The 26,720-nt window shown below is 64.2% G+C and carries 24 protein-coding genes; 7 read left to right on the forward strand and 17 right to left on the reverse strand.

The genetic code is table 11. The features are described 5' to 3' along the window. The 4 genes from serB to D769_RS15870 all read left to right on the forward strand — a co-directional run. The coding region (gene serB, locus D769_RS15855) for a phosphoserine phosphatase SerB (RefSeq protein ID WP_008646800.1) at positions 1-733 on the forward strand (733 nt) is incomplete at its 5' end. A 316-nt stretch (positions 734-1,049) separates the two neighbouring features. Beyond that, positions 1,050-1,349 (forward strand): hypothetical protein, encoded by a 300-nt coding sequence (locus tag D769_RS15860; protein WP_008646801.1) that lies wholly within the window; start codon positions 1,050-1,052, stop codon positions 1,347-1,349. Continuing rightward, entirely contained in the window at positions 1,346-1,636 is a 291-nt protein-coding gene (locus D769_RS15865; RefSeq protein WP_035881977.1) for a hypothetical protein, read from the forward strand. The genes D769_RS15860 and D769_RS15865 overlap by 4 nt, the downstream gene beginning before the upstream one ends. 19 nt (positions 1,637-1,655) lie before the next feature. Next, complete coding sequence (locus tag D769_RS15870; RefSeq protein ID WP_008646803.1) at positions 1,656-3,287, forward strand: PepSY-associated TM helix domain-containing protein; 1,632 nt, start codon at positions 1,656-1,658, stop codon at positions 3,285-3,287. 34 nt (positions 3,288-3,321) lie between these two features. Here D769_RS15870 and D769_RS15875 read toward each other — a convergent pair whose 3' ends face one another. From D769_RS15875 to phaC, 9 genes are all read right to left on the reverse strand, one after another. After that, complete coding sequence (locus D769_RS15875; protein ID WP_008646804.1) at positions 3,322-4,524, reverse strand: cystathionine beta-lyase; 1,203 nt, start codon at positions 4,522-4,524, stop codon at positions 3,322-3,324. A 126-nt stretch (positions 4,525-4,650) separates the two neighbouring features. Next, a complete protein-coding gene (locus tag D769_RS15880; RefSeq protein ID WP_051069021.1) occupies positions 4,651-5,232 on the reverse strand; it encodes a hypothetical protein in 582 nt (193 codons plus the stop codon). A gap of 75 nt (positions 5,233-5,307) precedes the next feature. Beyond that, positions 5,308-6,492: a beta-ketothiolase BktB gene (gene bktB / locus D769_RS15885; protein ID WP_008646810.1), complete on the reverse strand. Its 1,185-nt coding sequence runs from the start codon at positions 6,490-6,492 to the stop codon at positions 5,308-5,310. 99 nt (positions 6,493-6,591) lie between these two features. Beyond that, positions 6,592-7,962, reverse strand: coding sequence for a 30S ribosomal protein S12 methylthiotransferase RimO (rimO, locus tag D769_RS15890; protein WP_035881973.1), 1,371 nt, complete (start codon positions 7,960-7,962; stop codon positions 6,592-6,594). A gap of 185 nt (positions 7,963-8,147) precedes the next feature. After that, positions 8,148-8,525, reverse strand: coding sequence for a hypothetical protein (locus D769_RS15895; protein WP_234818980.1), 378 nt, complete (start codon positions 8,523-8,525; stop codon positions 8,148-8,150). Between the two features lie 192 nt (positions 8,526-8,717). After that, positions 8,718-9,269: a polyhydroxyalkanoate synthesis repressor PhaR gene (phaR, locus tag D769_RS15900; protein WP_008646818.1), complete on the reverse strand. Its 552-nt coding sequence runs from the start codon at positions 9,267-9,269 to the stop codon at positions 8,718-8,720. Positions 9,270-9,637: 368 nt separating this feature from the next. After that, complete coding sequence (locus tag D769_RS15905) at positions 9,638-10,378, reverse strand: 3-ketoacyl-ACP reductase (protein ID WP_008646821.1); 741 nt, start codon at positions 10,376-10,378, stop codon at positions 9,638-9,640. A gap of 115 nt (positions 10,379-10,493) precedes the next feature. Beyond that, the gene (locus D769_RS15910) at positions 10,494-11,675 is read right to left on the reverse strand and encodes an acetyl-CoA C-acetyltransferase (protein WP_008646824.1); all 1,182 of its coding nucleotides are present in this window, start codon (positions 11,673-11,675) and stop codon (positions 10,494-10,496) included. A gap of 76 nt (positions 11,676-11,751) precedes the next feature. After that, on the reverse strand, positions 11,752-13,659 hold the full coding sequence (gene phaC, locus D769_RS15915; RefSeq protein ID WP_008646826.1) for a class I poly(R)-hydroxyalkanoic acid synthase: 1,908 nt from the start codon (positions 13,657-13,659) through the stop codon (positions 11,752-11,754). A gap of 328 nt (positions 13,660-13,987) precedes the next feature. Here phaC and D769_RS15920 point away from each other — a divergent pair, with 328 nt between their 5' ends. Then, positions 13,988-14,215, forward strand: coding sequence for a hypothetical protein (locus D769_RS15920; protein ID WP_008646828.1), 228 nt, complete (start codon positions 13,988-13,990; stop codon positions 14,213-14,215). Positions 14,216-14,240: 25 nt separating this feature from the next. Here the strand turns inward: D769_RS15920 and pgeF are convergent, their stop codons facing one another. Continuing rightward, the gene (pgeF, locus tag D769_RS15925) at positions 14,241-15,032 is read right to left on the reverse strand and encodes a peptidoglycan editing factor PgeF (RefSeq protein WP_040011082.1); all 792 of its coding nucleotides are present in this window, start codon (positions 15,030-15,032) and stop codon (positions 14,241-14,243) included. Continuing rightward, a complete protein-coding gene (locus D769_RS15930) occupies positions 15,019-16,221 on the reverse strand; it encodes an RluA family pseudouridine synthase (protein ID WP_008646832.1) in 1,203 nt (400 codons plus the stop codon). The genes pgeF and D769_RS15930 overlap by 14 nt, the downstream gene beginning before the upstream one ends. 17 nt (positions 16,222-16,238) lie before the next feature. Here D769_RS15930 and D769_RS15935 point away from each other — a divergent pair, with 17 nt between their 5' ends. After that, a complete protein-coding gene (locus D769_RS15935; RefSeq protein WP_024570892.1) occupies positions 16,239-17,069 on the forward strand; it encodes an outer membrane protein assembly factor BamD in 831 nt (276 codons plus the stop codon). Positions 17,070-17,369: 300 nt separating this feature from the next. On the opposite strand, the gene D769_RS15940 is transcribed toward D769_RS15935, so the two are convergent. The 3 genes from D769_RS15940 to D769_RS15950 all read right to left on the reverse strand — a co-directional run bounded on the left by D769_RS15940 (position 17,370) and on the right by D769_RS15950 (position 20,699). Continuing rightward, complete coding sequence (locus D769_RS15940; RefSeq protein WP_234818991.1) at positions 17,370-19,517, reverse strand: ATP-dependent DNA helicase; 2,148 nt, start codon at positions 19,515-19,517, stop codon at positions 17,370-17,372. A 144-nt stretch (positions 19,518-19,661) separates the two neighbouring features. Further along, a complete protein-coding gene (locus D769_RS15945; protein WP_008646837.1) occupies positions 19,662-19,865 on the reverse strand; it encodes a DUF465 domain-containing protein in 204 nt (67 codons plus the stop codon). Positions 19,866-19,922: 57 nt separating this feature from the next. After that, positions 19,923-20,699 carry a hypothetical protein gene (locus D769_RS15950; RefSeq protein ID WP_008646839.1) on the reverse strand — a complete coding sequence of 259 codons (777 nt, stop codon included), beginning with the start codon at positions 20,697-20,699 and terminating at the stop codon, positions 19,923-19,925. Between the two features lie 177 nt (positions 20,700-20,876). Between D769_RS15950 and D769_RS15955 the strand changes: the two genes are divergently transcribed. Continuing rightward, the gene (locus D769_RS15955; RefSeq protein WP_008646841.1) at positions 20,877-23,240 is read left to right on the forward strand and encodes a Tex family protein; all 2,364 of its coding nucleotides are present in this window, start codon (positions 20,877-20,879) and stop codon (positions 23,238-23,240) included. A gap of 99 nt (positions 23,241-23,339) precedes the next feature. Here D769_RS15955 and D769_RS15960 read toward each other — a convergent pair whose 3' ends face one another. The 3 genes from D769_RS15960 to D769_RS15970 all read right to left on the reverse strand — a co-directional run. Then, positions 23,340-25,238, reverse strand: a complete 1,899-nt coding sequence (locus D769_RS15960; RefSeq protein WP_008646843.1) for a potassium transporter Kup — start codon at positions 25,236-25,238, stop codon at positions 23,340-23,342. Positions 25,239-25,609: 371 nt separating this feature from the next. Further along, positions 25,610-26,326 (reverse strand): ABC transporter ATP-binding protein, encoded by a 717-nt coding sequence (locus D769_RS15965; protein WP_008646845.1) that lies wholly within the window; start codon positions 26,324-26,326, stop codon positions 25,610-25,612. Then, positions 26,323-26,720 (reverse strand): ATP-binding cassette domain-containing protein (locus tag D769_RS15970; RefSeq protein WP_008646847.1); only part of this gene is annotated, 398 nt, incomplete at its 5' end. The genes D769_RS15965 and D769_RS15970, both read right to left, overlap by 4 nt.

Below are 26,720 nucleotides of genomic sequence, written 5' to 3' on the forward strand. Positions count from 1 at the left end.
CGCGCCGCTGACGCCCGCGCTGCGCGAAGCGCTCGACGCGGCGTGCGCGCCACGTGGCATCGACTGGGCCGTGGTACCGGGCGGACGCAAGCTGTCGGACTTCCGCCTGGTGGCGATGGACATGGACTCGACGCTGATCACGATCGAGTGCATCGACGAGATCGCCGATTTCTGCGGCCTCAAGGCCGAGGTGTCGGCCATCACCGAAGCCGCGATGCGCGGTGAGATCACCGATTTCAACGAAAGCCTGCGCCGCCGCGTGGCGCTGCTCAAGGGCCTGGACGCCAGCGTGCTGGATCGCGTGTACGACGAACGGCTGCGCCTGTCACCCGGCGCCGAGAACATGCTGCAGACCATCCAGGCGCTGGGCTTGCGCACGCTGCTGGTTTCCGGCGGCTTCGTCCACTTCACCGACAAGCTCAAGCCGCGCCTGAAGCTGGACTTCACCCGCGCCAACACGCTCGAGATCGTCGACGGCAAGCTGACGGGCAACGTGGTGGGCGAGATCGTGAACGCCGACGTCAAGGCGCGCACGGTGCGCGAGGTGTGCGAACAGATCGGTGCCGATCCGTCGCAGGCAATCGTGATGGGTGATGGCTCGAACGACCTGAAGATGATGGCCGTAGCCGGCCTTTCCGTGGCATTCCGCGCCAAGCCCGTGGTGCGCGCGCAGGCAAGCGTGGCATTCAACCATGTCGGCCTGGATGGCCTGCTGAATCTGTTCCCGCATTAAGAGGCCGTTTCAAAATGAAGCGAAGCGGTTCTGGCTAGACGCGGGGCCGCAGACAGTACAAGTAGTACGGCAAGGCCCCGCAACGACGCCAGAATCTTTTTGAAACGGCTTCTAAGTCCCCGCCTTCCGGTGTCCGGCTGGTGGTGCCGGACACCATCTGCAGCACCACTCCCTGTCATCCCCAAGCCTCGCCGCATCGCCGGCGTCGAGCGCCTCTTCAGCCACTTCACCAATCCTTCCACGCGTTACCACGCTTGATAAATTAAATACGAATCATTATTATTTCGATCTCTGTCGATCCACAAAAGCTCGAGTCATGCAGGCGTTGGCCGTACTTCTCGCTTTGGCAGGCGCCGCCTGCCTCTATCTGGCCGCGCCCAACCAGGTTCTCACCCGCGCCGCGCCGATCCGCCCGCATCTGTCCTGCTGGCTCGGCCTGGGGCTGACGCTCGCCAGCGCGTGGGCGATGAGCGTGCCGGAAGGCTGGCCAGTGGCCATCGCCAGCACACTGGTCACCATGACTTGCTGCCTGTCCGTCTGGCCGTTCATCGGCACGTGGACGCAGAAGCGGCGCTCCAACACGCGCCTCACCGTCGCGGAAAGGCACACGCCATGATGGGAACCCGATGGCTTGCAGGCTCGCTGCTGGGCCTGCCGCTGGCAATCGCCCTGTGCACGCTTGGCATTTTCTGGCTACCCGGTGGCTGGGAAAGCGGCGTGGTAGTGGCCATCATGCTCGGCTTCGTGCTCTGGGTGACGATCATCTGCCTGAGCCTGCTGTTCGCATCGAGCCGCTCGGCGTGGCTCTGGCTGCTTGGCGGCAACCTGCTCTGCTACGGCGTGCTCTGGGGCGTGCGGGTGATGCACCTCATGCCGCCTGCCTCCCCGCTTTCGGGCGCCTGAGACTCTCCGGGACATCCGCATGAAACCCAACACCCTGCGCGTGTTCAACACGCTCCATACCTGGGTCGGCCTGATGGCAGGCTGGGCGCTGTTCATAGCGTTCTTCGCCGGGGCGATCACGGTCTTCCACCACGAACTGCACGTGTGGCAGAACCCTGCCCGTCTGGAAGGCCAGCACGCCACGGAGGTCCAGGTCGACGGCCCTGCCGTTGATGCCTTCGTACGGCAACTCATCGCCGCGCACCCCGATGCCGCCAACAGTGTCTACGTTGGCCTGCCGAGCAAGGAGGAGCCAGACTTCAACGCGTACTGGCAGGACAAGACCGGCGCCTGGCAGACGATGAACAGCACGCGCCTGAACGGCGATGCCACCGCGCGGAACGATACCTCGCTCGACCATGCAACCGGCGAACTCTCGGCATTCCTGAACGCCCTGCATTACTCGCTCGGCCTGGGCATGAACGGCATGTACTTCATGGGTGTGATCTCGATCCTGTACGGCCTGGCGCTGGTGTCCGGCGTGCTGTTGCATCTGCCGCGCCTGAAGAAGGATCTCTTCGCGGTGCGCCCGGGACGCAACCTCAAGCGCTTCTGGATGGACACGCACAATGTGCTCGGGCTGTTCAGCCTGCCGTTCCACCTGATATTCGCAATCACCGGCGCCTTCTTCTGCCTGTCGCTGATCATGGTGATGGTCTTCAACGTGCTGACGTTCGACGGCAAGCTGATGGAAGTGGTACCAAGCGTCACGGGCGCCACGCCCGAGGTCAGCGCCGCAGGCCGCCCCTCCCCCACGATGCCGGCGGCGCAACTGCTGGCAATTGCGCGCGAACACGGTGGTGATCGGTTCACGCCGGAAGCCATCCGCTTCCAGCACTACGGTGACGCGAACGCGCTGGCCGAAGTCCGCGGGGACAGCACCCGGGCGCTCGGCAACGGCGGATCGGTAGGCATTCACGCCGCGGCAACCGAGCCCGATGCGGGCAAGCTGATCGCCAACCAGACCGCCGGCGCGCGCGACACAAACCACATGGTCTACAGCGCGATGTTCGCGCTGCACTACGGCACGTATGGCGACCTGGCCATGCGGATCGTCTATCTGCTGGCGGGGCTGGCGGGTGCGTTTCTGTTCTACTCGGGCAATCTGCTGTGGATCGAAACGCGCCGCAAAACGCGGCAGGCCGAACAGCCTCGTGTGCATCGCCTGCTCGCCCAGGCGACGGTTGGGGTGTGCATCGGCACCTGTATCGGCGTTGCGCTGTGCTTCCCCGCTGCGCTGCTTTGGCCGGAGCAGGCCGTCAGCCATGTGTTCTGGCCCGCATTCATCGCATCCGTGGGCTGGGCTCTGATTCGCCATCCCGCCCGCGCGGCCGTGGAACTGCTGTGGATCGCGGCGATCGCCACGCTGGGCGTGCCGCTGTCGAATGCCATCCTGACCGGCGATCACTTTATCGTTGCGGCACTCAACGGCCGCTGGGCCGTGGCGGGCTTCGACATTGGCGCGATCGCGCTGGCCGCCGGATACGCCGCGCTGGCCCGCGCCACGCTACGCCGCGCGCGTGGCGGGCCGGCGGAATCGGTATGGGCGCTGCGTAGCGCATCGCCCAATACCCAACAGACGGAAGAACCCGCGGCGCTCGAACGCGTCTAGCGCGTTCTGGCGCGTCCGGGCGCGTCCTGGCTCGTCAGCGCAGCTGAGACTCCAGCGCCTGCTTCAGATCGGCGATCAGGTCGCGGGTGTCTTCCAGACCGATATACAGCCGCACCAGTTCGCCGGCGTTCTCCCATCCAGCGGGCGGCCACGTGCCAGCCGGCCGCATTGTGTCGACGTGATAGGGCACTGCCAGGCTGTGCGCACCGCCCCACGACCAGCCAATCGCGAACAGTTTCAGCGCCTCGACGAACGCATCGACCTGCGCGCGCGTATAGCGGCTGTGCAGAATGATCGAGAACAGACCACTCGCGCCGCTGAAATCCCGCAGCCATTCGGCATGGCCGGGGCAATCGGGCAATGCCGGATGCAGCACGCGCGCGACCTCCGGACGTTTCGTCAGCCATTCGGCCACCTCGCGCGCTGCACGGTCGTGAGCGGCCAGGCGCACCGGCATGCTCGCCAGCCCGCGCAGGACCAGGTAGCAATCGTCGGCGGAGACACCCCAGCCCATCAGCATGCGGGTGCGCTTGAGGCGGTCGTGGAGATGGTCATCCCGCGTGATCACGGCGCCCATCAGTACATCGCTGCCACCGGATTGGTACTTGGTCAGCGCCTGCACGGAGATATCGATGCCCTTCTCGAACGGCCGATAGTAGACGCCGGCAGACCAGGTGTTATCGATCGCGGTCAGCACGCCGCGTGCCTTCGCGGCGGCCACGATCGCCTCGGTGTCGGGCACTTCCATCGTGACCGAGCCCGGCGATTCCATCCAGATCAGACGCGTGTTCGGCTGGATCATCGAGGCGATTCCGCCCCCGACCGACGGATGATACGGGCGCACGGTAATGCCGAACTCCCGCGCCATCCAGTCGCCATGATCGCGATTGGGCCCGTAGACGTTTTCCGGGACGAGGACATCATCACCGGTACGCAGCAGGCCGAAATAGACCAGCGAAATGGCGCCCAGGCCAGACGGGAACAACAGCGTGTGGCGGCCACCTTCGATCTGCGCCAGTTGCTGGCAAAGCGCCTCGCTGGTCGGCGTGGCGTGCAGGCCATAGCGCCAGTAGGTCTTGCTGCGGTCGCCATAGGCGCGCAGTTCGGCAAGGTTGCGGAAGACGACAGTGGAGCCGCGGTAGGTCGGCGTGGAGAACGAATCGAAGCCCGGCGCGATGTCCAGTTCTGGCTGGACGGCAATGGTCTTGATGTAACGGGACGAGTCGGAAGCGGACACGGCGATTTCCCTGGAGGAGTCGAATCAGGCGTTCGAGCTTACCAGCAAATGCCAGTCAGGCCACGTGCGAGGCCGGCGAAAACACGTCAGGTCAGGAGGGGTGGACTAGCCGAGCCCCATCGGGATTCAGCGAGGCTTCTCGGTCGAAATCGACGACTTTGGCGGAGGTGGGGCGTACGTCGCGCCGCTGCCCTGGCGGCTATCGAATGGCGGGATCACCTGGGAGCCGCCAAGCGGCCGGATAACAAACGGCAGGATGATCGCGGGGTTGAACGCATCGGTCCAGGTACCGCGCACCACGCCCTGCTGGTCGATCTGCCCTTCCCAATTGCCGGATACGCGCGTGCCGTCGTCGGACTCTTCCATCAGGAAGCTGCCATCCTCCCATTCGCCGGAGAGCAGCCGCACGCTCTTGCCATCCCCGATCGAATATTCGCCTTGGAGGCTGTCCCGTGTGTCGGTCTTCGGGGCTACCCGCAACCGCACCGGCTTGTCGCCGAGCGTGCCGGTATAGACCGGATACTTCGCGTACTCGGGGCGCGGTGACAATGGGCCCGCCGAGCCGGTGGACAGCGAGTTGCCCCGCTTGGCCTCACCGGCACGAATGGCGTCATTGATACCGAGCCCACCGCCCCGCTCGTCCGTCGCCTGCCCCGTCGATACAGCGGTTCCGTCGGCCGCGCGCGCCGCAATTGGGAGAGACAGCATCGCGACGGCCAACAGGCAAAGCAAAACGGGGCGGGACAAGACGGTCTTCCTCGGGCAGATTGACTGCCCGCGACTTTAAACGCGCTCGAAGATCGCGGCAATGCCCTGGCCACCGCCGATGCACATCGTCACCAGCGCGTAGCGACCCTGTACACGTTGCAGCTCGTACAGCGCCTTGACCGTGATGAGCGCGCCAGTGGCACCGATCGGGTGGCCGAGCGAGATACCGGAGCCATTGGGATTGACCTTCGCCGGGTCGAGACCCAAAGCCTTGGTCACCGCGCAGGCCTGCGCCGCGAATGCCTCGTTGGCCTCGATCACATCGAGATCCTTGACCGTCAGGCCGGCACGTTCCAGCGCGATCTTCGTAGCCGGCACCGGACCGATACCCATCGTCTTGGGATCGACACCGGCGTGGCCGTAGGACACCAGGCGAGCCAGCGGCTTCAGGCCGCGGCGCTCGGCCTCGGCACGCTCCATCAGCACCACGGCAGCGGCAGCGTCGTTCAGGCCCGAGGCGTTACCAGCCGTGACCGTGCCATTCTCCTTGACGAACACCGGCTTGAGCTTGGTCATGTCGTCCATCGTCGCGTCGTGACGCACGTGCTCGTCGGTATCGAACACGACGTCGCCCTTGCGCGATTTCAGCGTAACCGGAACGATCTGATCCTTGAAGTAGCCTGCCTTGATGGCGGCGGAAGCACGACGATGCGATTCGAGCGCAGCTTCGTCCTGCTGCTGGCGCGAAATGTCATATTCCTTGGCGACGTTTTCCGCCGTCACGCCCATGTGGATCGTGTGGAACGGATCGTGCAGTGCACCAAGCATCATGTCAATCAGCTTGGCATCGCCCATGCGCGCGCCCCAGCGCGCCATCGGCGCCAGGTACGGCGCGCGGCTCATGCTTTCCGCGCCGCCGCCAATTGCCACGTCGGCATCGCCCAGCAGAATCGTCTGGGCTGCGCTGACGATTGCCTGCAGGCCGGAGCCGCACAGGCGATTGACGGTCAGTGCCGGCGCGTTGATCGAAACACCGCCATTCACAGCCGCCACGCGGCCCAGATACATGTCCTTCGGCTCGGTCTGGATCACATTGCCGAACACCACATGACCCACGTCATCGCCCGAAACGCCGGCGCGGGCCAGTGCTTCGCGTACGACCAAAGCGCCCATATCCGTCGGGGCCTGATCCTTCAGGCTGCCGCCGAAGGTACCGATTGCGGTGCGCACACCGCTGACAACCACCACTTCACGTGCCATGTCTTGTCTCCATGCGTTCATGTTGCGCCGCACAGTATAGACCCGACCCCGGGAAAACGAACGACCGTACTTTTACCTAATTGTATGCACAAGTACGGCTTACGCCACTTCACCCCAAAGATCGTGACCGTCGGCGCCGGTAATCTTCACATTCACGAAGTCGCCCGTCTTGTAGCGCTGCGAAGCCTTGGCCGCCGGATCGATATAGACCAGACCGTCGATTTCCGGCGCATCCGCCGACGACCGGCCGATGCCACCCTCCTGATTGACCTCGTCCACCAGCACGCGCAGCGTCTGGCCGACCTTGCGCTGCAGACGGCGGGCGGAGACCTCCTCGGCCACCTCCATAAAACGGGCACGTCGCTCTTCGCGCACTTCGTCCGGCAACGCACCGGGCAGATCGTTGGCCGTGGCGCCTTCTACCGGGGAATAGGCAAAGCAGCCCACCCGGTCAAGCTCGGCTTCGGCGATGAAATCGAGCAGCGTCTGGAATTCTTCCTCGGTCTCACCGGGGAAACCGGCGATGAACGTGCTGCGGATCGTCAGGTCGGGACAGACTTCGCGCCACGCGCGAATGCGGTCAAGTGTCTTCTCGGCATTCGCTGGGCGCTTCATGCGCTTGAGCACATCCGGATGCGCGTGCTGCAGCGGCACATCGAGGTAAGGCAGCACGTTGCCCTGGTTCATCAGCGGGATGATCTCGTCGACGTGCGGATACGGGTAGACGTAGTGCAAGCGAACCCATGCGCCATACTGGCTGGCCAGCTCGCCGAGCGCGGCCACCAGTTCGGTCATGCGCGTCTTGAGCGGGCGCCCATTCCAGAAACCGGTGCGATATTTGACGTCCACGCCATAAGCGCTGGTGTCCTGCGAGATGACCAGCAGTTCCTTGACGCCCGCCTTGAACAGGTTTTCGGCCTCGAGCATGACTTCAGCCACGGGCCGCGAGACGAGGTCGCCACGCATCGACGGAATGATGCAGAACGAGCAGCGATGGTTGCAGCCTTCCGAAATCTTCAGGTAGGCATAGTGCTTCGGCGTCAGCTTGATACCGGCAGCCGGCACCAGGTCCGTGAACGGGTCATGCGGCTTCGGCAGGTGCGTATGCACCGCCTGCATCACCTCGCCCAGCGCGTGCGGGCCGGTCACAGCCAGCACCTTCGGGTGCACGGCGCTCACGATGTCGTGTCCGGCGGCATCCTTCTTGGCGCCCAGGCAGCCGGTCACGATCACCTTGCCGTTCTCAGTCAGCGCCTCGCCGATCGCGTCCAGGCTCTCCTGCACAGCTTCGTCGATGAAGCCGCACGTATTGACGACCACAAGGTCGGCGCCATCGTAGGTGCCGCTGATCGAGTATCCCTCGGCACGAAGCTGGGTGATGATCTGCTCGGAGTCCACTAGGGCCTTGGGGCAACCGAGTGAAACAAAGCCGACTTTGGGCGGATTGGACAAGTTGGTATCAGACGACATGGGGCACCGCAAATAGGGGGATTCGGGGCGCGTCCGACCGTCCCCGGTGGCGCGCCGCTCTGGGCCAAGGGCATCCGGCGAGCCTGCCGGGCGCCGTCATTGCCATGAAAGGCGGTGATTTTACCCTGAGCAAGCGATATTGGCGCGCCTGCCCTAGGCGGGCTTCGTTCCGTGCCAGGGGCGCATCACGTTCCCAGAAGACTGGCGGCCCGGGCAAGCATCGGCTTCCAGCCGAGCGCCAGGCCCAACACGACCCCGCCGCCACCGGTTGTCCAGACCACCCGGTTGACGCGGTCTTTCAGCACGGAGAGCTTGTCCTCGGTCGACTGGATGCGCCCAGACAGATCTGACTCCACTTTATCGACCCTTGCAGTGAGTCGCACCTCGAACTGGTCCATCGCATGAATGATCCGCGACTCGGACTCCCGCATCTGCGTTTCTTGCTGCCGAAGCTGCTCCGCCATGGCCTGCTGGCCTGCCGTGAGCGAACCAATGTCGCGCTGTACCTGGCCAAGCTGGGTGTAAAGGTCGAGTACGAACGGTTGAAATTTGTCGATTTCCATCGGGCGGCCAGGAGATGATGTCTGAACAGGACCCCTGAACAAACAGGGCATGGCCAATTGGACCATGCCCTCTCGCCCGATTCGACGCGTCAAAGAGAATGACGCACGGATATGGGAATTTGCCACGCTTTCACAACAGTCCGTGGTGGTGACACCACTGCACGGCTGTTGCGCGGCGAAAACCGAACCTGCTTACTTCTTGTCCGGCTGGTTGAACGGGAACGTGCCGAACATCGACTTGGCCTGGTTCTGCATCTGCTCCTGCATCTGCACGAACAGGTTTTTGCTCTGTTCGATGTAGTTGCTCATCATGCCCTGCATCATCGGCCCCTGCAGGTTCATGAACTGCGACCACATGTCCGGGCTGAATGCCTCACCCGAGTACAGGCCCTTGGAGTTCTCGGCCAGCTTGCTCTGGATGTCGATGAAGGCCTGGATGTTCTTTTCCAGGTAGGTGCCCATCATGCCCTGCATCGCATGACCGTAGAAACGGATGATCTGCGAGAGCATCGAGCTCGAGAACATTGGCACGCCGCCGGTTTCCTCTTCCAGGATGATTTGCAGCAGGATGCTGCGCGTGAGTTCTTCGCCCGACTTGGCGTCGACGACCTTGAACTCCTCGCTGTCCATGACCAGCTGTTTCACATCCGCGAGCGTGATGTAGGTACTGGTCTGCGTGTCGTAGAGCCGGCGATTGGGATACTTCTTGATCAGTCGCTCTGCGCCTTTTTTGCTCGTGGCCATCGGTGCTCTATCCTTGTGTCGTCGCTGATGCCGTTGTCCGGCATCGCTGCTGCGTCATCGCTCGGTACTGCTGCACCGCGTGCGATGCAGTGCGCAAGAACAACCGGACCAGACACAGCCGAAAGGCTCCACAGTGGTGCCGGTTGCGCTATTGCCCTGATTCTATGCTCAACAAGGCACTAAGAAAAGACGGCAAGGTTTAAGGAAAACCCGCAGCAAAACAGCGTGGAAAGATGACAAACGGGCAATGAACGCGCACGAATGCGCGGCATTGCCCGCCAGAAACGCCAGCCGAAGCCCGGCCGGGTCACGCTTGTGCACCGCGCTGGATGCGCCGCATCAACGGCGACATCCGGCGCGCGCGCCGGTCAGCCCATGTGCAGGCCGCCATTCAGCGAGAAGTCGGCACCGGTCGAGAAACCCGACTCGTCCGACGACAGCCACGCGCAGATCGAGGCGATTTCTTCGGGCGTGCCCAGACGCTTGACCGGAATCGTGCCGACGATCTTGTCGAGCACATCCTGGCGAATCGACTTGACCATGTCCGTGGCGATGTAGCCCGGCGACACCGTGTTCACAGTCACGCCCTTGGTGGCCACTTCCTGCGCCAGGGCCATCGTGAAGCCGTGCAGGCCTGCCTTGGCGGTCGAGTAGTTGGTCTGACCGAACTGACCCTTCTGGCCGTTCACCGACGAGATGTTGACGATGCGACCCCAGCCGCGGTCAGCCATGCCGTCGATGACCTGCTTGGTCACGTTGAACAGCGACGTCAGATTCGTGTCGATCACCGCATCCCAGTCCGCGCGGGTCATCTTCCGGAACACTACGTCGCGCGTGATGCCGGCGTTGTTGATCAGCACATCGACCTCGCCCACTTCGGACTTGACCTTGTCGAAGGCTGCCTTGGTCGAGTCCCAGTCGGCGACGTTGCCTTCGGACGCCACAAATTCAAACCCGAGCGCGCGTTGCTGTTCGAGCCACTTCTCACGACGCGGCGAATTCGGGCCGCAGCCCGCCACCACCTTGTAACCATCCCGCGCCAGTCGCTGGCAAATCGCGGTCCCGATGCCGCCCATGCCGCCGGTCACATATGCAATGCGCTGAGTCATATCCACTCCTAGTTGGCTCGCCCGATCGTGTCGAAGCTTTGGTCTTTCTTATTCACGCCGGCCGCATCCGTCGTCGACGCACACGGCCGGCACACCCCTCAATGCAATGCGATGCTTAATTCCGCTCGACTGCGAGCGCCACGCCCATGCCACCGCCGATGCACAGCGAGGCCAGGCCCTTCTTGGCATCGCGGCGCTTCATTTCGTGCAGCAGCGTGACCAGGATGCGGCAGCCCGACGCACCGATCGGGTGGCCGATGGCGATCGCGCCGCCGTTCACGTTGATCTTCGACTGATCCCAGCCCATTTGCTGATGCACGGCCAGCGCCTGAGCGGCGAAGGCCTCGTTGATTTCCATCAGGTCCAGGTCCTTGACCTCCCAGCCGGCACGCGACAGGCAGCGCTTGCTGGCAGGCACAGGGCCCATGCCCATCACGGCCGGGTCCACACCGGCGTTGGCGTACGCCTTGATCGTCGCCAGCGGGGTCAGGCCCAGTTCGCGCGCCTTGGCCGCCGACATCACGACCACCGCGGCGGCGCCATCATTCAGGCCCGATGCGTTGGCGGCCGTCACCGTGCCGCTCTTGTCGAAGGCCGGCTTCAGGCTAGCCATGCTTTCCAGCGTGGCGCCCTGACGCACGTACTCGTCGGTCTTGAACGCAACCGGATCGCCCTTGCGTTGCGGAATCAGGACCGGAACGATTTCCTCGTCGAACTTGCCGGCCTTCTGGGCAGCTTCGGCCTTGTTCTGGGAGCCCACGGCGAACTCGTCCTGGGCCTGGCGGGTGATGCCGTATTCCTTGGCGACGTTCTCGGCCGTGATACCCATGTGGTACTGGTTGTACACATCCCACAGGCCGTCAACGATCATGGAATCGACCAGTTTGGTGTCGCCCATGCGGAAGCCATCGCGCGAACCCGGCAGCACGTGCGGCGCGGCGCTCATGTTCTCCATGCCGCCGGCGACGACGATCTCGGCCTCGCCAGCCACAATCGCGTTGGCGGCCAGCATCACGGCCTTCAGGCCTGAACCGCACACCTTGTTGATGGTCATGGCCGGCACCATGTCGGGCAGGCCCGCCTTGCGCGAAGCCTGGCGTGCCGGGTTCTGGCCCGAGGCGGCCGTCAGCACCTGGCCCATGATCACTTCGCTCACCTGGTCCGGCTTCACGCCGGCACGCTCCAGCGCGGCCTTGATCACGATGGCGCCCAACTCCGGCGCGGGAATCTTCGCGAGCGAACCGCCGAACTTGCCGACTGCGGTACGGGCTGCGGAAACGATGACGATATCGGTCATTTGATGTCCTTTCGAGAAAACGAATGCGGAACGGTTCGAAATCCGGGCCGGCGTCGCGGGCCGGCCCTCATGAAGCTCAGGCGCGCTGTTTGACGTAGCGCCCTGGCGCGGGTTCAATCGCCCGGTAGTGGTCATTGCCGTAATCGGCTGGCGCGGCACGCTTCTGACCCGCTTGCTTGCCCAGCCATGTCACCCAGTCCGGCCACCAGCTTCCCGGATGCTCCTGCGCGCCGGCCAGCCAATCATGGGCCGATTCCGACAGTTTGTCATTGGTCCAATGACTGCGCTTCTTCTTGACCGGCGGGTTGATGACGCCCGCGATATGGCCGGAGGCACCCAGCACGAAACGCAACTTGTTCCGCAGCAGCGCCGTGGAAGCGTAGGCCGCGGCCCAGGGCACGATGTGGTCTTCGCGCGACCCGTAGATGTAGGTCGGCACGTCGATCGCCCCGAAGTCCACCGGCGCGTTGCAGACCGTAAGCTTGCCCGGCACCTTCAGTTCGTCCTGCAGATACGTATGGCGCAGGTACCAGCAGTACCACGGGCCCGGGAGATTGGTGGCGTCGCCATTCCAGAACAACAGGTCGAACGGAACCGGCGTGTTGCCCTTGAGATAGTTGTCGACCACGTAGTTCCAGACCAGGTCGTTCGGACGAAGGAACGAGAACGTATTGGCCAGTTCCACGCCGCGCAGCAGCCCGCACGGCGCGCCGCCGGCCCCGCCCAGTGTGGCCTCGCGCAGTTGCACGTGCGCTTCATCGACGAAGACGTCGAGGATGCCCGTATCGGCGAAATCCAGCAGCGTGGTCAGCAACGTCAGGCTGGCTGCCGGACGCTCGCCACGCGCGGCCAGCACGGAAAGCGCCGTCGAGACGATCGTGCCGCCGACGCAGAAGCCCAGCACGTTGATCTTGTCCTGTCCGCTGATATCGCGCGTCACTTCGATCGCGCGGATCGCCGCGTGCTCGATGTACTCATCCCAGGTGCGCTCGGCCATCGACGCATCGGGGTTTCGCCACGACACCAGGAAGACGGTATTCCCCTGCTCCACCGCATGACGTACAAGCGAGCTCTCGGGTTGCAGGTCCAGAATGTAGAACTTGTTGATGCACGGCGGCACCATCAGCAGCGGCCGCTCGTAGACCTTGTCGGTCAGAGGCTTGTACTGCAGAAGCTGGAAATACTCGTTCTCGTAGACCACGGCGCCTTCGGTCACGGCCATATTGCGGCCGACCTCGAAGGCTGTCTCGTCGGTCTGCGAGATCTTGCCCCTGGCCAGATCCTCCAGCATGTTGCGCACGCCCTTGCGCAGCGACTCACCACCGGACTCGATCAGGCGCTGTTGCGCATCAGGATTCGTCGCCAGGAAGTTGGCCGGCGACATGGCATCCACCCATTGCGATACCGCGAAGCGGATGCGCTGACGAACCTTGGGATCCGCCTCGACCGCCTCGGCCAGTTCGGTCATGGCGCGGGCCGTCAGCAGGTAAAAGGCTGCGGTATAGCGATACGGAGCATTGTTGCGCCATGCCGGGCTGGCGAAACGCTTGTCGGACAGGCGTTGACTGGCTGAATCGGCATTGGCGGCGCCGTTGGCCGCAGGCGTGCTGGTGGCCACGGCACCCTCGCCCATTTCGCGCCAGAGTTCGGCGAAATCCCTGAAGAAGCGTTCCTGGATACGGGCAAGCTGCGCGGGCGCAATCTCCACGCCGCCGGCGCCATTCACGCCGTTCGCCCCCTGCGCGGCGGCACCCTGGAAAGCGTTCTGGAAGGCCTGGACGAATGCCTCGCCGCCCGGGAATCCACCCGGAAACGCGCCGGCCATGCCGGCCGGGAAACCAGACGGCATATCGCCGTTGGCCTCGGGTACCCATTGACGGGACCACTCCAGCCAGGTGGCTGGATCAAATGGCCCCGGCACGAACTGAAACGGTTGGGACTTGCCTTCCTTGTCGGAAGCTGCCGCACCTTTGCCGGTCGCCATAATGTATTCGTCTCTCTGCCGTCGTATTGGTTGACGGGCTCGGGGTGACTGTCTCCCGACCCGCCCCTGATCCGGGTTGCGTCTGACACTGCTGCAGAACGACCTCGGATGCCCTGCGTCATACGCTATGCTAGCCGGCGAAACCCTAGAGTAATTCCTCGGTTTCGATACATTTAAAGGCATTGTTGCCTCGCAATGTAGACGCTGTCAATGCGGAAATCCGCACGACAGGTAACTCCCTGGCCGCCAAATCCCGACCTACCGGACGGTAGGCTTGGCGCGGCGTGCCAGGCCGCATGAACTCATACACGAAAGAGATGAAAGTCTGATGTATATCGTGGCAATTGGCTGGCTCTACGTCGTCCTGATGATGTCGATTACCGAGACCAACGCGGTGGCTGGCGTGGCCACCTTTCTGTTTTACGGACTGGCTCCGGTCTCAATCGTGATGTACATCATGGGGACGCCCGGCCGGCGCAGGCGGCGAAAAGCGCGTGAAGCCGGCGAAGCCGGCGCGGCAAAGACGGCGGAATCCGAGTCGAAAGCCGGCCAGTAGACGGTGCCACGGCCGGCGGCGGCAGTCAGCGTTCCAGCCAGACGAGCGTGGCCATGCGGCCAGTCGTGCGATCCCTGCGGTAGGAGAAAAAGCGATCGGCGTCGGTAACGGTACAGGCCTCCCCGCCATGAATCCGCACGCAACCTGCGCGTGCCAAGCGGATGCGGGCCAATGCATAGATATCGGCCCAGTACTTGCCCGGCGCGCCCGGGAGAAACGCTGCGTCGACCCCTGCCCGCTCGTCGTCGCGCGCGCGCTCGATGAAGGCGGCACGGACCTCGGCACCTACTTCGAATGCCGTCGGCCCGATGGCCGGACCAAGCCATGCAAGCCAGGTTGGATCAGGGCCGGCATGTGCCGCCATGCGTGCCAGCGTGGCCTCGATGACCCCATCACAGAGCCCTCTCCAGCCCGCATGTGCCGCGCCAACGACCGTGCCCGCCGCATCGCAGAGCAGCACTGGCAGGCAATCGGCCGTCATGATCGCGCAGACGTGGCCCGACTCGGTGGCGATGCTCGCGTCCGCCTGCGGCACACCATCCATGACGCCGTCGGCCGTGACCACGCCACAGCCATGCACCTGGTCGAGCCAGCGCGGCATGGCCGGCAGATGTTCCGCTAAGCGCTGCCGATTCCCGGCCACGGCGGCCGGGTCATCACCGACATGCGTGCCGAGATTCAGGCCGCCGGCCGATCCATCGGCCAGGCCATAGGGGCTTGCACTGACACCACCATGGCGCGTGGTCGACAATGCGCGCACCCACGCCGGCGCGGGCCAGTCGGGCACGATCCAGGCCGGACGATCATTCATCGTCATGGTCGTCGTGGTCGCCTTGGTCATCGTCGTCCCCTTCGAACCAGTCGTCTTCCTCGTCATCGTCCTGCGCATGCCCTTCGAAGTCGAGGGCATCGATCAAGGCCTGGAGGTCTTCGGGCGGCTCGGCCTCCCACGACGTCTTGCGGCCGGTGACCGGATGCACGAGCCCCAGCCGGTAGGCATGGAGCGCCTGGCGCGTGAACGGCACAGGCAGCGGCACACGGATTGCAGGGCGCTGCCCGCGTTGCGTGGCCTTGTGATAGACGGGATCGCCCACCAGCGGATGGCCGATCGACTCGAAATGCACGCGGATCTGGTGTGTCCGACCGGTCTCGAGCTGGCACATCACCATCGACACCTTACCCCGGCCCAGCGGCACCGTGCCAAGGGTCTCGAAGTGCGTGCGCGACGGTTTGCCGCTGTTCGTATGCACGATGGCCATGCGCGTGCGCTCGCGAGGGTCCCGGCCGATCGGCGCATCGATCGTGCCGTCATCGGGGGTCTCGCCCCAGACCAGCGCGAGATAGGTCCGCTTGACCGTGCGCGCGGCGAGCTGTCGCACCAGGTCCGTCTGGGCGACCAGCGTCCGTGCCACCACCATCAGGCCGGAGGTTTCCTTGTCCAGCCGATGGACAATCCCCGCGCGGGGCAGCCTTGCCGCAGACGGATCGCGATGCAGCAGCCCGTTCAGCACGGTGCCACTCCAGTTGCCGGCGGCCGGGTGCACGACCAGTCCGGCGGGCTTGTTGATGACCAACATGGCATCATCCTCGTACACGACGTCGAGGGGCACGTCTTCTGCCGTGAATGCCATGGACTCCGGGGCGGCCTGCGGCTGGACCTCGATCTTCTGGCCCATCTGGACCGATGCCTTGGCACGGCTTGGCTCGCCATCGACCCTTACGGCGCCATCCTCAATCCATTGCTGGATACGGCTACGCGAAAACTCGCTGAAGTGCCGCGCGAGCAGCTTGTCGAGGCGCTCGCCGTGAGACGCGCTATCGACTTCCATGTACAGTGGCACGAAATCCGACGCGGCCGGCGGCGAGACCGGCACATCGTCGTTGAACTCACCGAGGTCGCCAAACTCCTCCGTATCGACGTCCGCTACGGCGGTGGATTCGGTGTGGCGCTCCGGCCCGGTTTCGGGCTTGGGGCTTCGGCTATAATGCTTGGCGCTATTTTTCATCCGGGAACAGGTTGCCCATGCAATTGCAGAGCATGAGACGCGCTAATTGGCGCGCGAGATTTGGAGCGATTTTGCTTGCAGGCGGCTGCGTCATGCTGTCCGCGTGCGGCCTGCTGGGCGACCAGCCGGACGAAACGGCTGGCTGGTCAGCGAACAAATTATATTCTGAAGCCAAGGATGCCCTGGATGGCGGCGACTACACGCGCGCCGTCAAGCTCTACGAGAAGCTCGAGGGCCGCTATCCATTTGGCCGTTACGCCCAGCAGGCGCAGATCGATACGGCCTACGCCAACTACAAGGATGGTGAGACCGCTGCCGCGTTGGCTGCCGTCGACCGCTTCATCCAGTTGCACCCGAGCCATCCGAACATCGATTACGCCTACTACCTCAAGGGGCTGATCAACTTCAACGACAACCTGGGCTGGCTGGGCCGGTTCTCCGGCCAGGACCTGAGCGAACGTGATCCGAAGGCGGCGCGAGCAGCCTATGACGCGTTCCAGATCCTGATCACCCGCTACCCGGACAGCAAGTACACGCCCGACGCGACGCTGCGCATGCAGTACATCGTCAACTCGCTGGCCCAGCACGAAGTTCACGCGGCGCGTTACTACTATCGCCGTGGCGCCTACCTGGCCGCAGTCAACCGCGCGCAGCAGGCATTGAAGGACTACGACGGCGCGCCGGCCAACGAAGAAGCGCTGTATATCATGGTCCGCTCGTATGATGCGCTGGGCATGAAGGATCTGCGCGACGATGCCGCCCGCGTGATGGAACGCAACTATCCGAACAGCGACTACATCAAGTATGGGCAGCGCCGCAAGGACAAGTCCTGGTGGGAAGTGTTCTGAGGTAGCCGAACCTGCCCGCATTGGACCTTACGATGCAAGCAACAAAAAACCGCACGCGATCCGTGCGGTTTTTTGTTGGCCTGATGTCGGACGTCGGGCTCATGGACACTTCACCTTCTCGGCACTATAACCATCGTACGTGTCGCAGGCCGCGTCATAGCGACCATGCCGCTAGGATGCGCTGGCTGCGGTCACTCGAAATCTCGTAGCCGCTGCCGATCGAGTAAGTCTGGTGCGGGAAGACCAGCCCCGGCGGGCTGACGCTACGAACTCGTCGTTGCCCGGTACAAGCTGGGACAGCTACTCCGATTCCGTGCTGGACTCGGACTGCGGCGCCTCACCTCGTCCCAGCCCTTCCAGGAACCGAATGACGGTATCGGCTTCGCGCGTGCGCGTGAACGGCGGAAGACTCTGCCAAATCTGCCGGCCATATGGCTTTTCCACGAGTCGGGTATCGCAGATCGCCAGTACGCCCCGATCGGTCTCGGACCGGATCAGTCGGCCAGCACCCTGCTTCAGCGTGATCACCGCATGCGGTAGCTGGTGGACCGCGAACGGGCTGAGCCCCTTCTTCTGCAGTACCTCCATGCGCGCTGCCAGCACTGGATCATCGGGCGGTGCGAACGGCAGCTTGTCGATGATGACCAGCGACAGCGCCTCGCCACGGACATCAACGCCTTCCCAGAAACTCTGGCTGCCCACCAGCACGGCATTGCCAAGCTCGCGGAAGCGGTCGAGCAATTCGGTACGGCTCGCCTGGCCCTGCACGAGCAGCGGCAGGTTGATACCGCGCTCCGCGAACAGGTCATAGAGCATGTCCGACGCCTTCTGCACCGCCCGCAACGTGGTGCAAAGCAGGAAGGTGCGGCCACCTGCCGCCTCGATCAACGGCAGCGCCCGCTCCACCACCGCCTCGGTAAATTGAGGCGATTGCGGCGGTGGCATATCCCGGGGTACATACAGCAGCCCCTGTTTCGCATAGTCGAACGGGCTCGGCAGTGTCAACGACCGATCGCGATCCAGCCCAAGCTGCGCGGCGTAATGGGTGAAGTTGCCCTTCACGGACAGCGTGGCAGAGGTGAAGACCCAGGCGCGTGCCTGGCCTGCGCGTTGCCGGCTGAAGATCGGTGCGATCGACAACGGCGTCCGATGCAACTGTACCGTGTGCGAGAACACTTCCACCCAGCGTACGGTTTCGGGGCCAAGCTGGGCAGGTTGGACAGACTGGGAAGTCTGGGAAGACTGGGAAGTCTGGTCGCCTTCCGCATCGTCGGCCGGCACGGCCGCAGGCACGGGGGATGCGGCAATCCGGTCGTCGCGCCATGCCGCCAGCCGCTGGGCGAGTTCGAGCGCGCGGCGATGGCACTGTTCAAGCTCCTCGGCACGCTCGGCCTGCGATTCCAGTGCCTCGACAAAGTCGGACAGCGCCGTATCGAGCGCGTCGAGCGTTTCGTGAAACGGCTCGCGAATGCGCGGGTCGGCGTCGATCTGCCCCAGCGCAAGGCGGGCGTTCTCCCTGCCAAAGGCCAGGCGCAGATCGCGGGCAGCCCGTTCGAGCGGTGCCCCAAGCGCGACCCAGTCCACCGCATCGCGCGCGTGCGACAGCCCTTCGGCCACGGTATCGCGGGCCAACTCGAGCAGTTGGCTCGTCGACAACGTTTCGCCAAAGAACAACGTCGCCGTCTCGGGCAACTGGTGCGCCTCGTCGAAGATCACCGTGTTGGCGGCGGGCAGCAATTCGGCCATGCCGGTATCGCGCAGCACAACGTCGGCAAAGAACAAGTGATGGTTGACGACCACGAGGTCGGCCTGCTGCGCCTCCTTGCGGGCGCGCATCACGAAGCATTCCTTGTAGTTCGGACATTCGCTGCCCAGGCAGTTGTCCCGCGTGGAGGTCACGATCTGCCACACTGGTGCGTTCTCGGGCACTTCGGCCAGCTCGGCCTTGTCCCCGGACGTCGTGGTCTTGGCGAATCGGCTGATCTCGCGCAACCAGGCCGCATCCTGCTTCGACGCCAGCCGGCCATTGGCCTGCGCCCGCTCCAGGTGATAGTGGCAAACGTAGTTGGCCCGCCCCTTGAGCAGGGAAACCGAAATCGGCACGTTCAGCGCGTGGCGTACCGTGGGAATGTCGCGGAGGTAAAGCTGGTCCTGCAGGTTCTTGGTACCGGTCGAAAGGATGACCTTCCCGCCCCAGAGCATGGCCGGCACCAGGTAGGCGTACGTCTTGCCCGTACCCGTGCCAGCCTCGACGATCACCGTGTCGTTGTCGGCGATCGCATTGGCCACGGCCTCGGACATCTTCTCCTGCGCCGCGCGCGGCCGGTAGCCGGGGATCGCACTGGCCAGCGTGCCGGTTTCGGCAAAGATCGTGGCGAGTTGCGAAGACCTTAGCGCGGCCTGGTCGGCTGCCGCCGCGGCGACGGCGTTCGCGAGCGACTCCGGCATGTCGGCGGCTCCGGCCGCATCGGGGCCGTCGGATAAGGATGTGTCTTCGATCGGTTCGGACAAGTTGGAACTTCCTGAGGCGTGGCGCGAATCGTCGCGCACGCTTTTGTCATGGCGCCGGAGGGACCCCGGTGGATATCGATGCTATGCGGGTACGTCGGGCTCGACCTGCACTTGCAACAGGGTGATGGCGTCCTTGAGCTTGAGCCGGCGCTTCTTGAGCCGGCGCAGTTGCAATTCGTCGTGCGACGGATCGGACGCAAGGCGGTCGATCATGAAATCCAGATCACGATGCTCGATCTGCAGTTCGATGATCTGTCGCGCCAGCGTATTGAGGTTCTCGTCCATGTTGCGCCTTCCCCTGCCCTGCCTTGCGGCCGTTGCCCGGGTGTTGTTCGAGCCAGATCAGAATCCGAATGGGCTGGGCGTCGACGACTGCCCTTGATTCTGCTTTTCCGCGGCGCGTGCGCGACGTTCTTCCAGTTCCTTCTGGCGTTGCGCGGCATCGACCTGTTTCTGCTGGTATGCCTTCGCGTTCTCCTCGTGCTGACGGGCCTGCTCGGCACCCTTCTGCTGTGCCTCCTGCATCTTGGTGGCGAAATCGTCCTGCTTCTTCTGGTAAGCCTCGGCATTGGCCGCCCGCTGCGGCGCGCCAGCATTGTGCTGCGCATCACGCAGCGCCTGGTCCTGCTGCTTGCGTTCGAAGGCTTCGCGGCTGGCCTGTTCGTCGGCGGCCCGCTTGGGCAGGCTGGCCTCGTACTCCGCACGCCGCAGGGCCTGGTCGTGATCACGCTGGGTCGCACGGTAGGCACGCTCGGCATCGCCCACCTCCAGATCGCGCTCGCGCAGCACCTGGAGCTCCCCGCGTTGGACTTCCTTGGCCTTGTCGATGCAGTTGTTCACCAGGAACTTGCTGTAGCACGCACGTTCCGCCACCGCGTAGCGATATTTGGTCCAGGCCCGCGAGTCGTCGATCGCCTTGCGCTCCGCATCGAAATCGCGCGCGACACCTGGGGCTGGCGGCACGGCCGCGGCAGCCGGCGCGGACGCCTGCGCCATGGCGAGCTGAAACGGCGCGGCCAGCAGCAGCGCCGCGAGCGCGATGGTGAGAGCCGTGGAAGACACTGTGGGCACTTGGGAAACCGGGGCAGCCATGGTGGCCGGATGGGGCTTGACGATCATGGCGGAATTCTAACATCCGGGGCCACTTCGGACCCCTGGGCGAACGTTGCAACTTGTGTCTGCCCGTGGATGCGCCACCACGTCGGAAAACAGCGGGCACAAAAGGTGTCTCCCCGTCACCAGCCGCACATCGCGCTTGTGGCACAATGCCCCGCTTTCGACTGACTCGTATTCTCGATGTCCAATCTGCCTGCTTCCGTTCTGCAAAAGATTGTGTCGCTGATCGCGGCCGAACTGTCCGTGCAACCCCGCCAGGTAGCGGCTGCCGTCAACCTTCTGGACGAAGGCGCCACGGTGCCATTCATTGCCCGCTATCGCAAGGAAGTCACGGGCAACCTGGACGACACGCAGCTTCGCACGCTTGAGGAGCGCCTGCTTTACCTGCGCGACATGGAAGATCGTCGCGCCACGATCCTGGCGTCGATCGAGGAACAGGGCAAGCTCACCGACGAACTGCGCGCGGCCATTGAAGCGGCCGACACCAAGCAGACGCTGGAAGACCTGTACCTGCCCTACAAGCCGCGCCGTCGCACGCGCGCGCAGATCGCCCGCGAATGCGGCCTGGAACCACTTGCGCAGGCACTGCTGGCCGACCCGACGCTCGACCCCCAAGCCGAGGCCGCCAAGTACGTCAACGGCAACCCCACCGCCGACGGCGGCGTGCCCGACGTCAAGGCCGCGCTGGACGGCGCGCGCGACATCCTGTCGGAGCAGTTCGGCGAAACGGCGGAACTGCTCGGCAAGCTGCGCGAGCACCTCTGGAACAACGGCGTGGTGACATCCTCCGTCGTGGAGGGCAAGGAAACCGCCGAGGAAGAGAAGTTCCGCGACTACTACCAGTACAGCGAGACGATCCGCACCGTGCCGTCGCACCGCGCGCTGGCGCTGTTCCGCGGCCGCAACGCGGGCGTGCTGATGGTCAAGCTTGGCCTTGGCGAGGAACAGGACGCGATGGTGCCGCATCCATGCGAAGGCATGATCGCGCGCCACGTCGGCATCCAGAACCAGAATCGCCCCGCCGACAAGTGGCTGGCCGATGTCTGCCGCTGGAGCTGGCGCGTCAAGGTGCAGCCGCATCTGGAAACCGAACTGCTCACGCAACTGCGCGAGACCGCCGAGGGCGAGGCCATCAAAGTGTTCGGCCGCAACCTGCACGAGCTGCTGCTGGCCGCGCCGGCCGGCCCGAAATCGGTGATGGGTGTCGACCCGGGCATCCGCACGGGCTGCAAGATCGCCGTGGTGGACACCACGGGCAAGCTGTTGGAAACGGCAACGATCTACCCGCACGAGCCTCGCCGCGACTGGAATGGGTCGCTGGCCACGCTGGCACGTCTGGCCAAGCAACACAACGTCGCGCTGTGCTCGATCGGCAACGGCACGGCCAGCCGCGAAACGGACAAGCTGGTGCAGGACCTGATGAAGGGCGCACCCGAGCTGAAGCTCACCAAGATCGTGGTCAGCGAGGCCGGCGCATCGGTCTACTCGGCCTCGGAACTGGCAGCCAAGGAGTTTCCGGAACTCGACGTGTCGCTGCGCGGCGCGGTGTCGATCGCCCGCCGGCTGCAGGACCCGCTCGCTGAACTGGTCAAGATCGACCCGAAATCGATCGGCGTGGGCCAGTATCAGCATGATGTGAACCAGCGCGAACTCGCGCGTGCGCTGGACGCCGTGGTGGAAGACTGCGTAAACGCGGTGGGTGTGGACGTCAACACGGCCTCCGCCCCGCTGCTGGCGCGTGTCTCGGGCCTGAACTCGGTACTGGCGCGCAATATCGTCGAATACCGCGACGCCAATGGCGCGTTCTCGAATCGCGATGCACTGAAGAAGGTGCCGCGCCTGGGCGACAAGACGTTCGAACAGGCCGCCGGCTTCCTGCGCGTCAACGACGGGGACAACCCGCTCGACCGCTCGTCGGTGCACCCGGAAGCCTATCCGGTGGTGCAGCGCATCCTGGACCACATCAAGAAGGGCCTGCCCGATGTGATGGGCAACCGCGATGCCCTGCGCGGCCTGTCGGCCCAGCAGTTTGCCGATGACACGTTCGGCCTGCCGACCGTGCGCGACATCCTGTCCGAACTCGAAAAGCCGGGCCGCGACCCGCGCCCCGAGTTCAAGACCGCGACGTTCCAGGATGGTGTGGAGGACGTCAAGGACCTGCAGCCCGGCATGGTGCTCGAAGGCGTGGTGACGAACGTGGCGGCCTTCGGCGCGTTCGTCGACATCGGCGTGCATCAGGACGGTCTGGTCCATATCTCGGCGCTTTCGACGAAGTTCGTCAAGGATGCGCACGAGGTGGTCAAGGCCGGCCAGATCGTCAAGGTCAAGGTGATGGAAGTCGACGTCAAGCGCAACCGCATCGGCTTGACGATGCGCCTCGATGACGAACCGGGTCAGGCCACGGCACGCGCAGGCGGCGCCGATCGCTCGAACGATCGCGGTGGCCAACGTAACGGCGGTGGCAAGGGCGCCAACAGCGGCAACCGTCGTGAGGCGGTGCCGCAAGGCGCGATGGCAGCGGCATTCGCCAAGCTGAAGCGCTAAGTCCCGGCAGTTCCCCTCCCCCTCTCCCGCTCGCGGGGAGAGGGGGAAAAACAAAACGCCCCGCTGTTGCGGGGCGTTGTCACATCTGGACCTTGGGAATCAGATTTCTACCTTCGTCCCAAGCTCCACCACGCGGTTGGCCGGAATCGAGAAGAAGTCCGACGGTTTGGCGCCGTTCTGATGCATCCACGCGAACAGGCTTTCGCGCCACATCGACATACCCGGCAGCTTCGACGGAATCACCGATTCACGTGCGATGAAGAATGAGGTTTCCATCAACTCGAATTGCATGCCGAGCTTGCGCTGGGCCAGATCCAGCACCCGCTGCACATCAGGCGTTTCCTTGAAGCCGTATTCGGACTTGAGGATGTAGACGCCGCCGCCCAGATCCTTGCAGCTCAGGCGCTCGTCGTCGTCCACGTATGGAATGTCGCGCGTCACGAACTGCAGGAAAACCACCCGCTCGTGCAGCACGCGGTTGTGTTTGAGGTTGTGCAGCAGCGACACCGGCACCGATTCGGTGTTGCCGGTCAGGAACACGGCCGTGCCCTCCACGCGATGCGGCGGGTGCGCCAGCAGGCCGGCGATAAACGGCTCCAGCGGAATGCCATCTTCCAGACTACGCGCGCGCAGCAGCTTGCGACCACTGTGCCAGGTCATCAACAGGAAGAACGCGCTACCACCCATCAGCAGCGGGAACCAGCCGCCCTCGGCGATCTTGAGCAGATTGGCCGCGAAGAACGACATGTCGACCACCAGGAACGTCAGACTGATCAGCGTCACCAGTGCAGGGTTCCACTTCCAGACGTTGCGCATCACCAGCGCGGCCAGGAACGTGGTGATCACCATCGTCGTGGTCACGGCGATACCGTACGCGGCCGCCAGGTTATCGGACTTCTTGAAGGCCAGCACCACGCAGATCACAAGTACCAGCAGGATCCAGTTGATCACAGGCATGTAGATCTGGCCAATCTCCGCCGCCGAGGTATAGCGGATACGCATCCGCGGCATGAAACCAAGCTGGATGGCCTGGCTCGTCAGCGAGAACGCTCCCGAGATCACGGCCTGCGACGCAATCACCGTGGCCGCGGTGGCCAGCAACACCATCGGCAATTGCAGCGCCGACGGCACCATCAGGTAGAAAGGATTTTCGATCGCGTCGGGGTTGCCCAGCAGCATCGCCCCCTGGCCAAAGTAGTTCAGGATCAGGCACGGCATGACCAGCACGAACCAGGCCGTGCGGATCGGCTTCGCGCCGAAGTGGCCCATATCGGCGTAGAGCGCCTCCGCGCCAGTCAGCACCAGGAACACGCTACCCAGCACGATGAACGCCTGGAGCGAGTGGTCATGCAGGAATGACACCGCATAGACCGGGTTGATGGCCTTGACGATCCCGGGTGCCTGCACCAAATGGATCAGGCCCAGCGCGCCGAGCGCCAGGAACCACACCACCATGATCGGCCCGAACAGCTTGCCCACCACATGCGTGCCGCTGCGCTGGATAAAGAACAGCAAGGCCAGGATCAGCAGTGTGATCGGAATCACGAAGTGGGAAAGCCCCGGCGCGGCAATCTCCAGCCCTTCGACGGCAGACAGCACCGAGATGGCCGGCGTGATCACCGCGTCGCCGTAGAACATGCACGCGCCGAAGATGCCGAACATCATGATCAGCTTGGCCATGCGTGACCGTGGCGCCGCCGTGCGCAAGGCCAGCGCCATCAGCGCCAGAATGCCGCCCTCGCCGTTGTTGTCGGCCCGCATCACGAACATCACGTACTTCAGCGACACGACGATGACAAAGGCCCAGAACAGCATCGAGATGATGCCGAGCACCGCATCGGGACTGAACGGAATGCCATGTTCCGGGCTGAAGCATTCCTTGAGCGAGTAAAGGGGACTGGTGCCGATATCGCCGAAGACGACACCGATCGCGCCGACCACGAGCGCACGGGAGCTCGGGCTTTCGACGTAGTAGTGACTGGTTGTGGATTGAGTCATGGATTTGGGTCTGGTGGACCGGCTCGCGCCTCTCCGGCCTGACTTCGGCTCACCCGGCGGGCTGCCGGACATAAAACCTACCGATGTGGTGATTCAGGCACAAATTCTCTCGCGCAAGCGGCTCCGGTCCCCGATGGGGCGGTATGGCCGTCTCTGCCTCTATTGCATTGCACAAACGCGCGCATTCTAGATGAAGTGCTGTAAGACGACCACTGTGGAAGATGCCCGTGTTGCCAATGCGACCGAACAAGCATGGAAGCGAAGTGGGCCATGGTCAAGCCCTGGTCACCCTTCGCGGTGGGTTGCCCCACCAAACGAGCGTTGCGGTCAAGCCACACTGGCGCCCCATGGCGGGCCGCCGATTCTGGAAATCAAACGCCCAGGTAACGGTCCAGCGCGGCCGGCGCGGCGGCCAGATCGGCGGCGGGCCCGGACATGACCACCAGCCCCTTTTCCAGCACGACCACCCGGTCCACATGGGCCAGCACGGCCCGGTAGTTTCGGTCGACAACCACCGACGCGATCCCCGTCGCCCGTATCGTGGCGATCACATTCCAGATCTCATGGACGATCTTGGGCGCCAGCCCTTCGGTAGCCTCGTCCAGGATCAGGCAATCCGGGTTGGTCATCAGCGCGCGGCCGATCGACAGCATCTGCTGTTCGCCGCCCGACAACTGCTGCCCGCCGTGCGACAACCGCTCTTTCAGGCGCGGGAACAGGTCCAGCACGCGGGCCTCGTCCCAATCCTTGCGGCCCTGGCTCCCGGCGCGCGCAGCCATCAACAGGTTCTCGCGCACGCTCAGGTTAGGAAATATCCCCCGCCCTTCCGGGACATAGGCGATACCGAGCCGGGCGACCTCATGCGGCCGCGCGCGCGACATATCGCGCCCCACCACGCGGATCCCGCCTTCACGTTCGCGCACGTGGCCCAGCAGCGTCCGCAGCAACGTGCTCTTGCCCATACCGTTGCGACCAAGCAAACCAACCGACTCGCCGGCGCCGACGCGAAAGTCGATCCCGCGCAGCACGTGGCTCGATCCATACCAGGCGTTGACGCCATCTGCGTCAATGATCGCGGCATGGCTCATGCGGCCTCCTCTTCGCCGAGATAGGCCAGTTGCACTTCCCGATTGGCGCGGATGCTGGCCGGATCGCCGGTGGCGATCACCGTGCCGTTCACCATCACCGTGATGCGATCGGCCACGGCAAACACGGCCTCCATGTCGTGCTCGACCAGCAGGATCGCGTGGCCCTCCTTCAGGCCGCGCAGCAGGTCAAGCATCCGCTCCGACTCCTCGGCCCCCATGCCAGCCAGCGGTTCGTCGAGCAGCAGTGCCACGGGCTCGGTCGCGAGACACATGGCCACCTCGAGCTGGCGCTTCTGGCCATGCGCGAGATCGCTGGCAAGCCGGCCAGCGTGCTGCATCAGCCCTGCCCGTTCGAGCGCCTCGTCGGCCAGCGCGCGGCTCGTGCGGCAGCCCT

Source organism: Cupriavidus sp. HMR-1 (genome assembly GCF_000319775.1).
GTDB classification, from domain to species: Bacteria; Pseudomonadota; Gammaproteobacteria; order Burkholderiales; family Burkholderiaceae; genus Cupriavidus; species Cupriavidus metallidurans.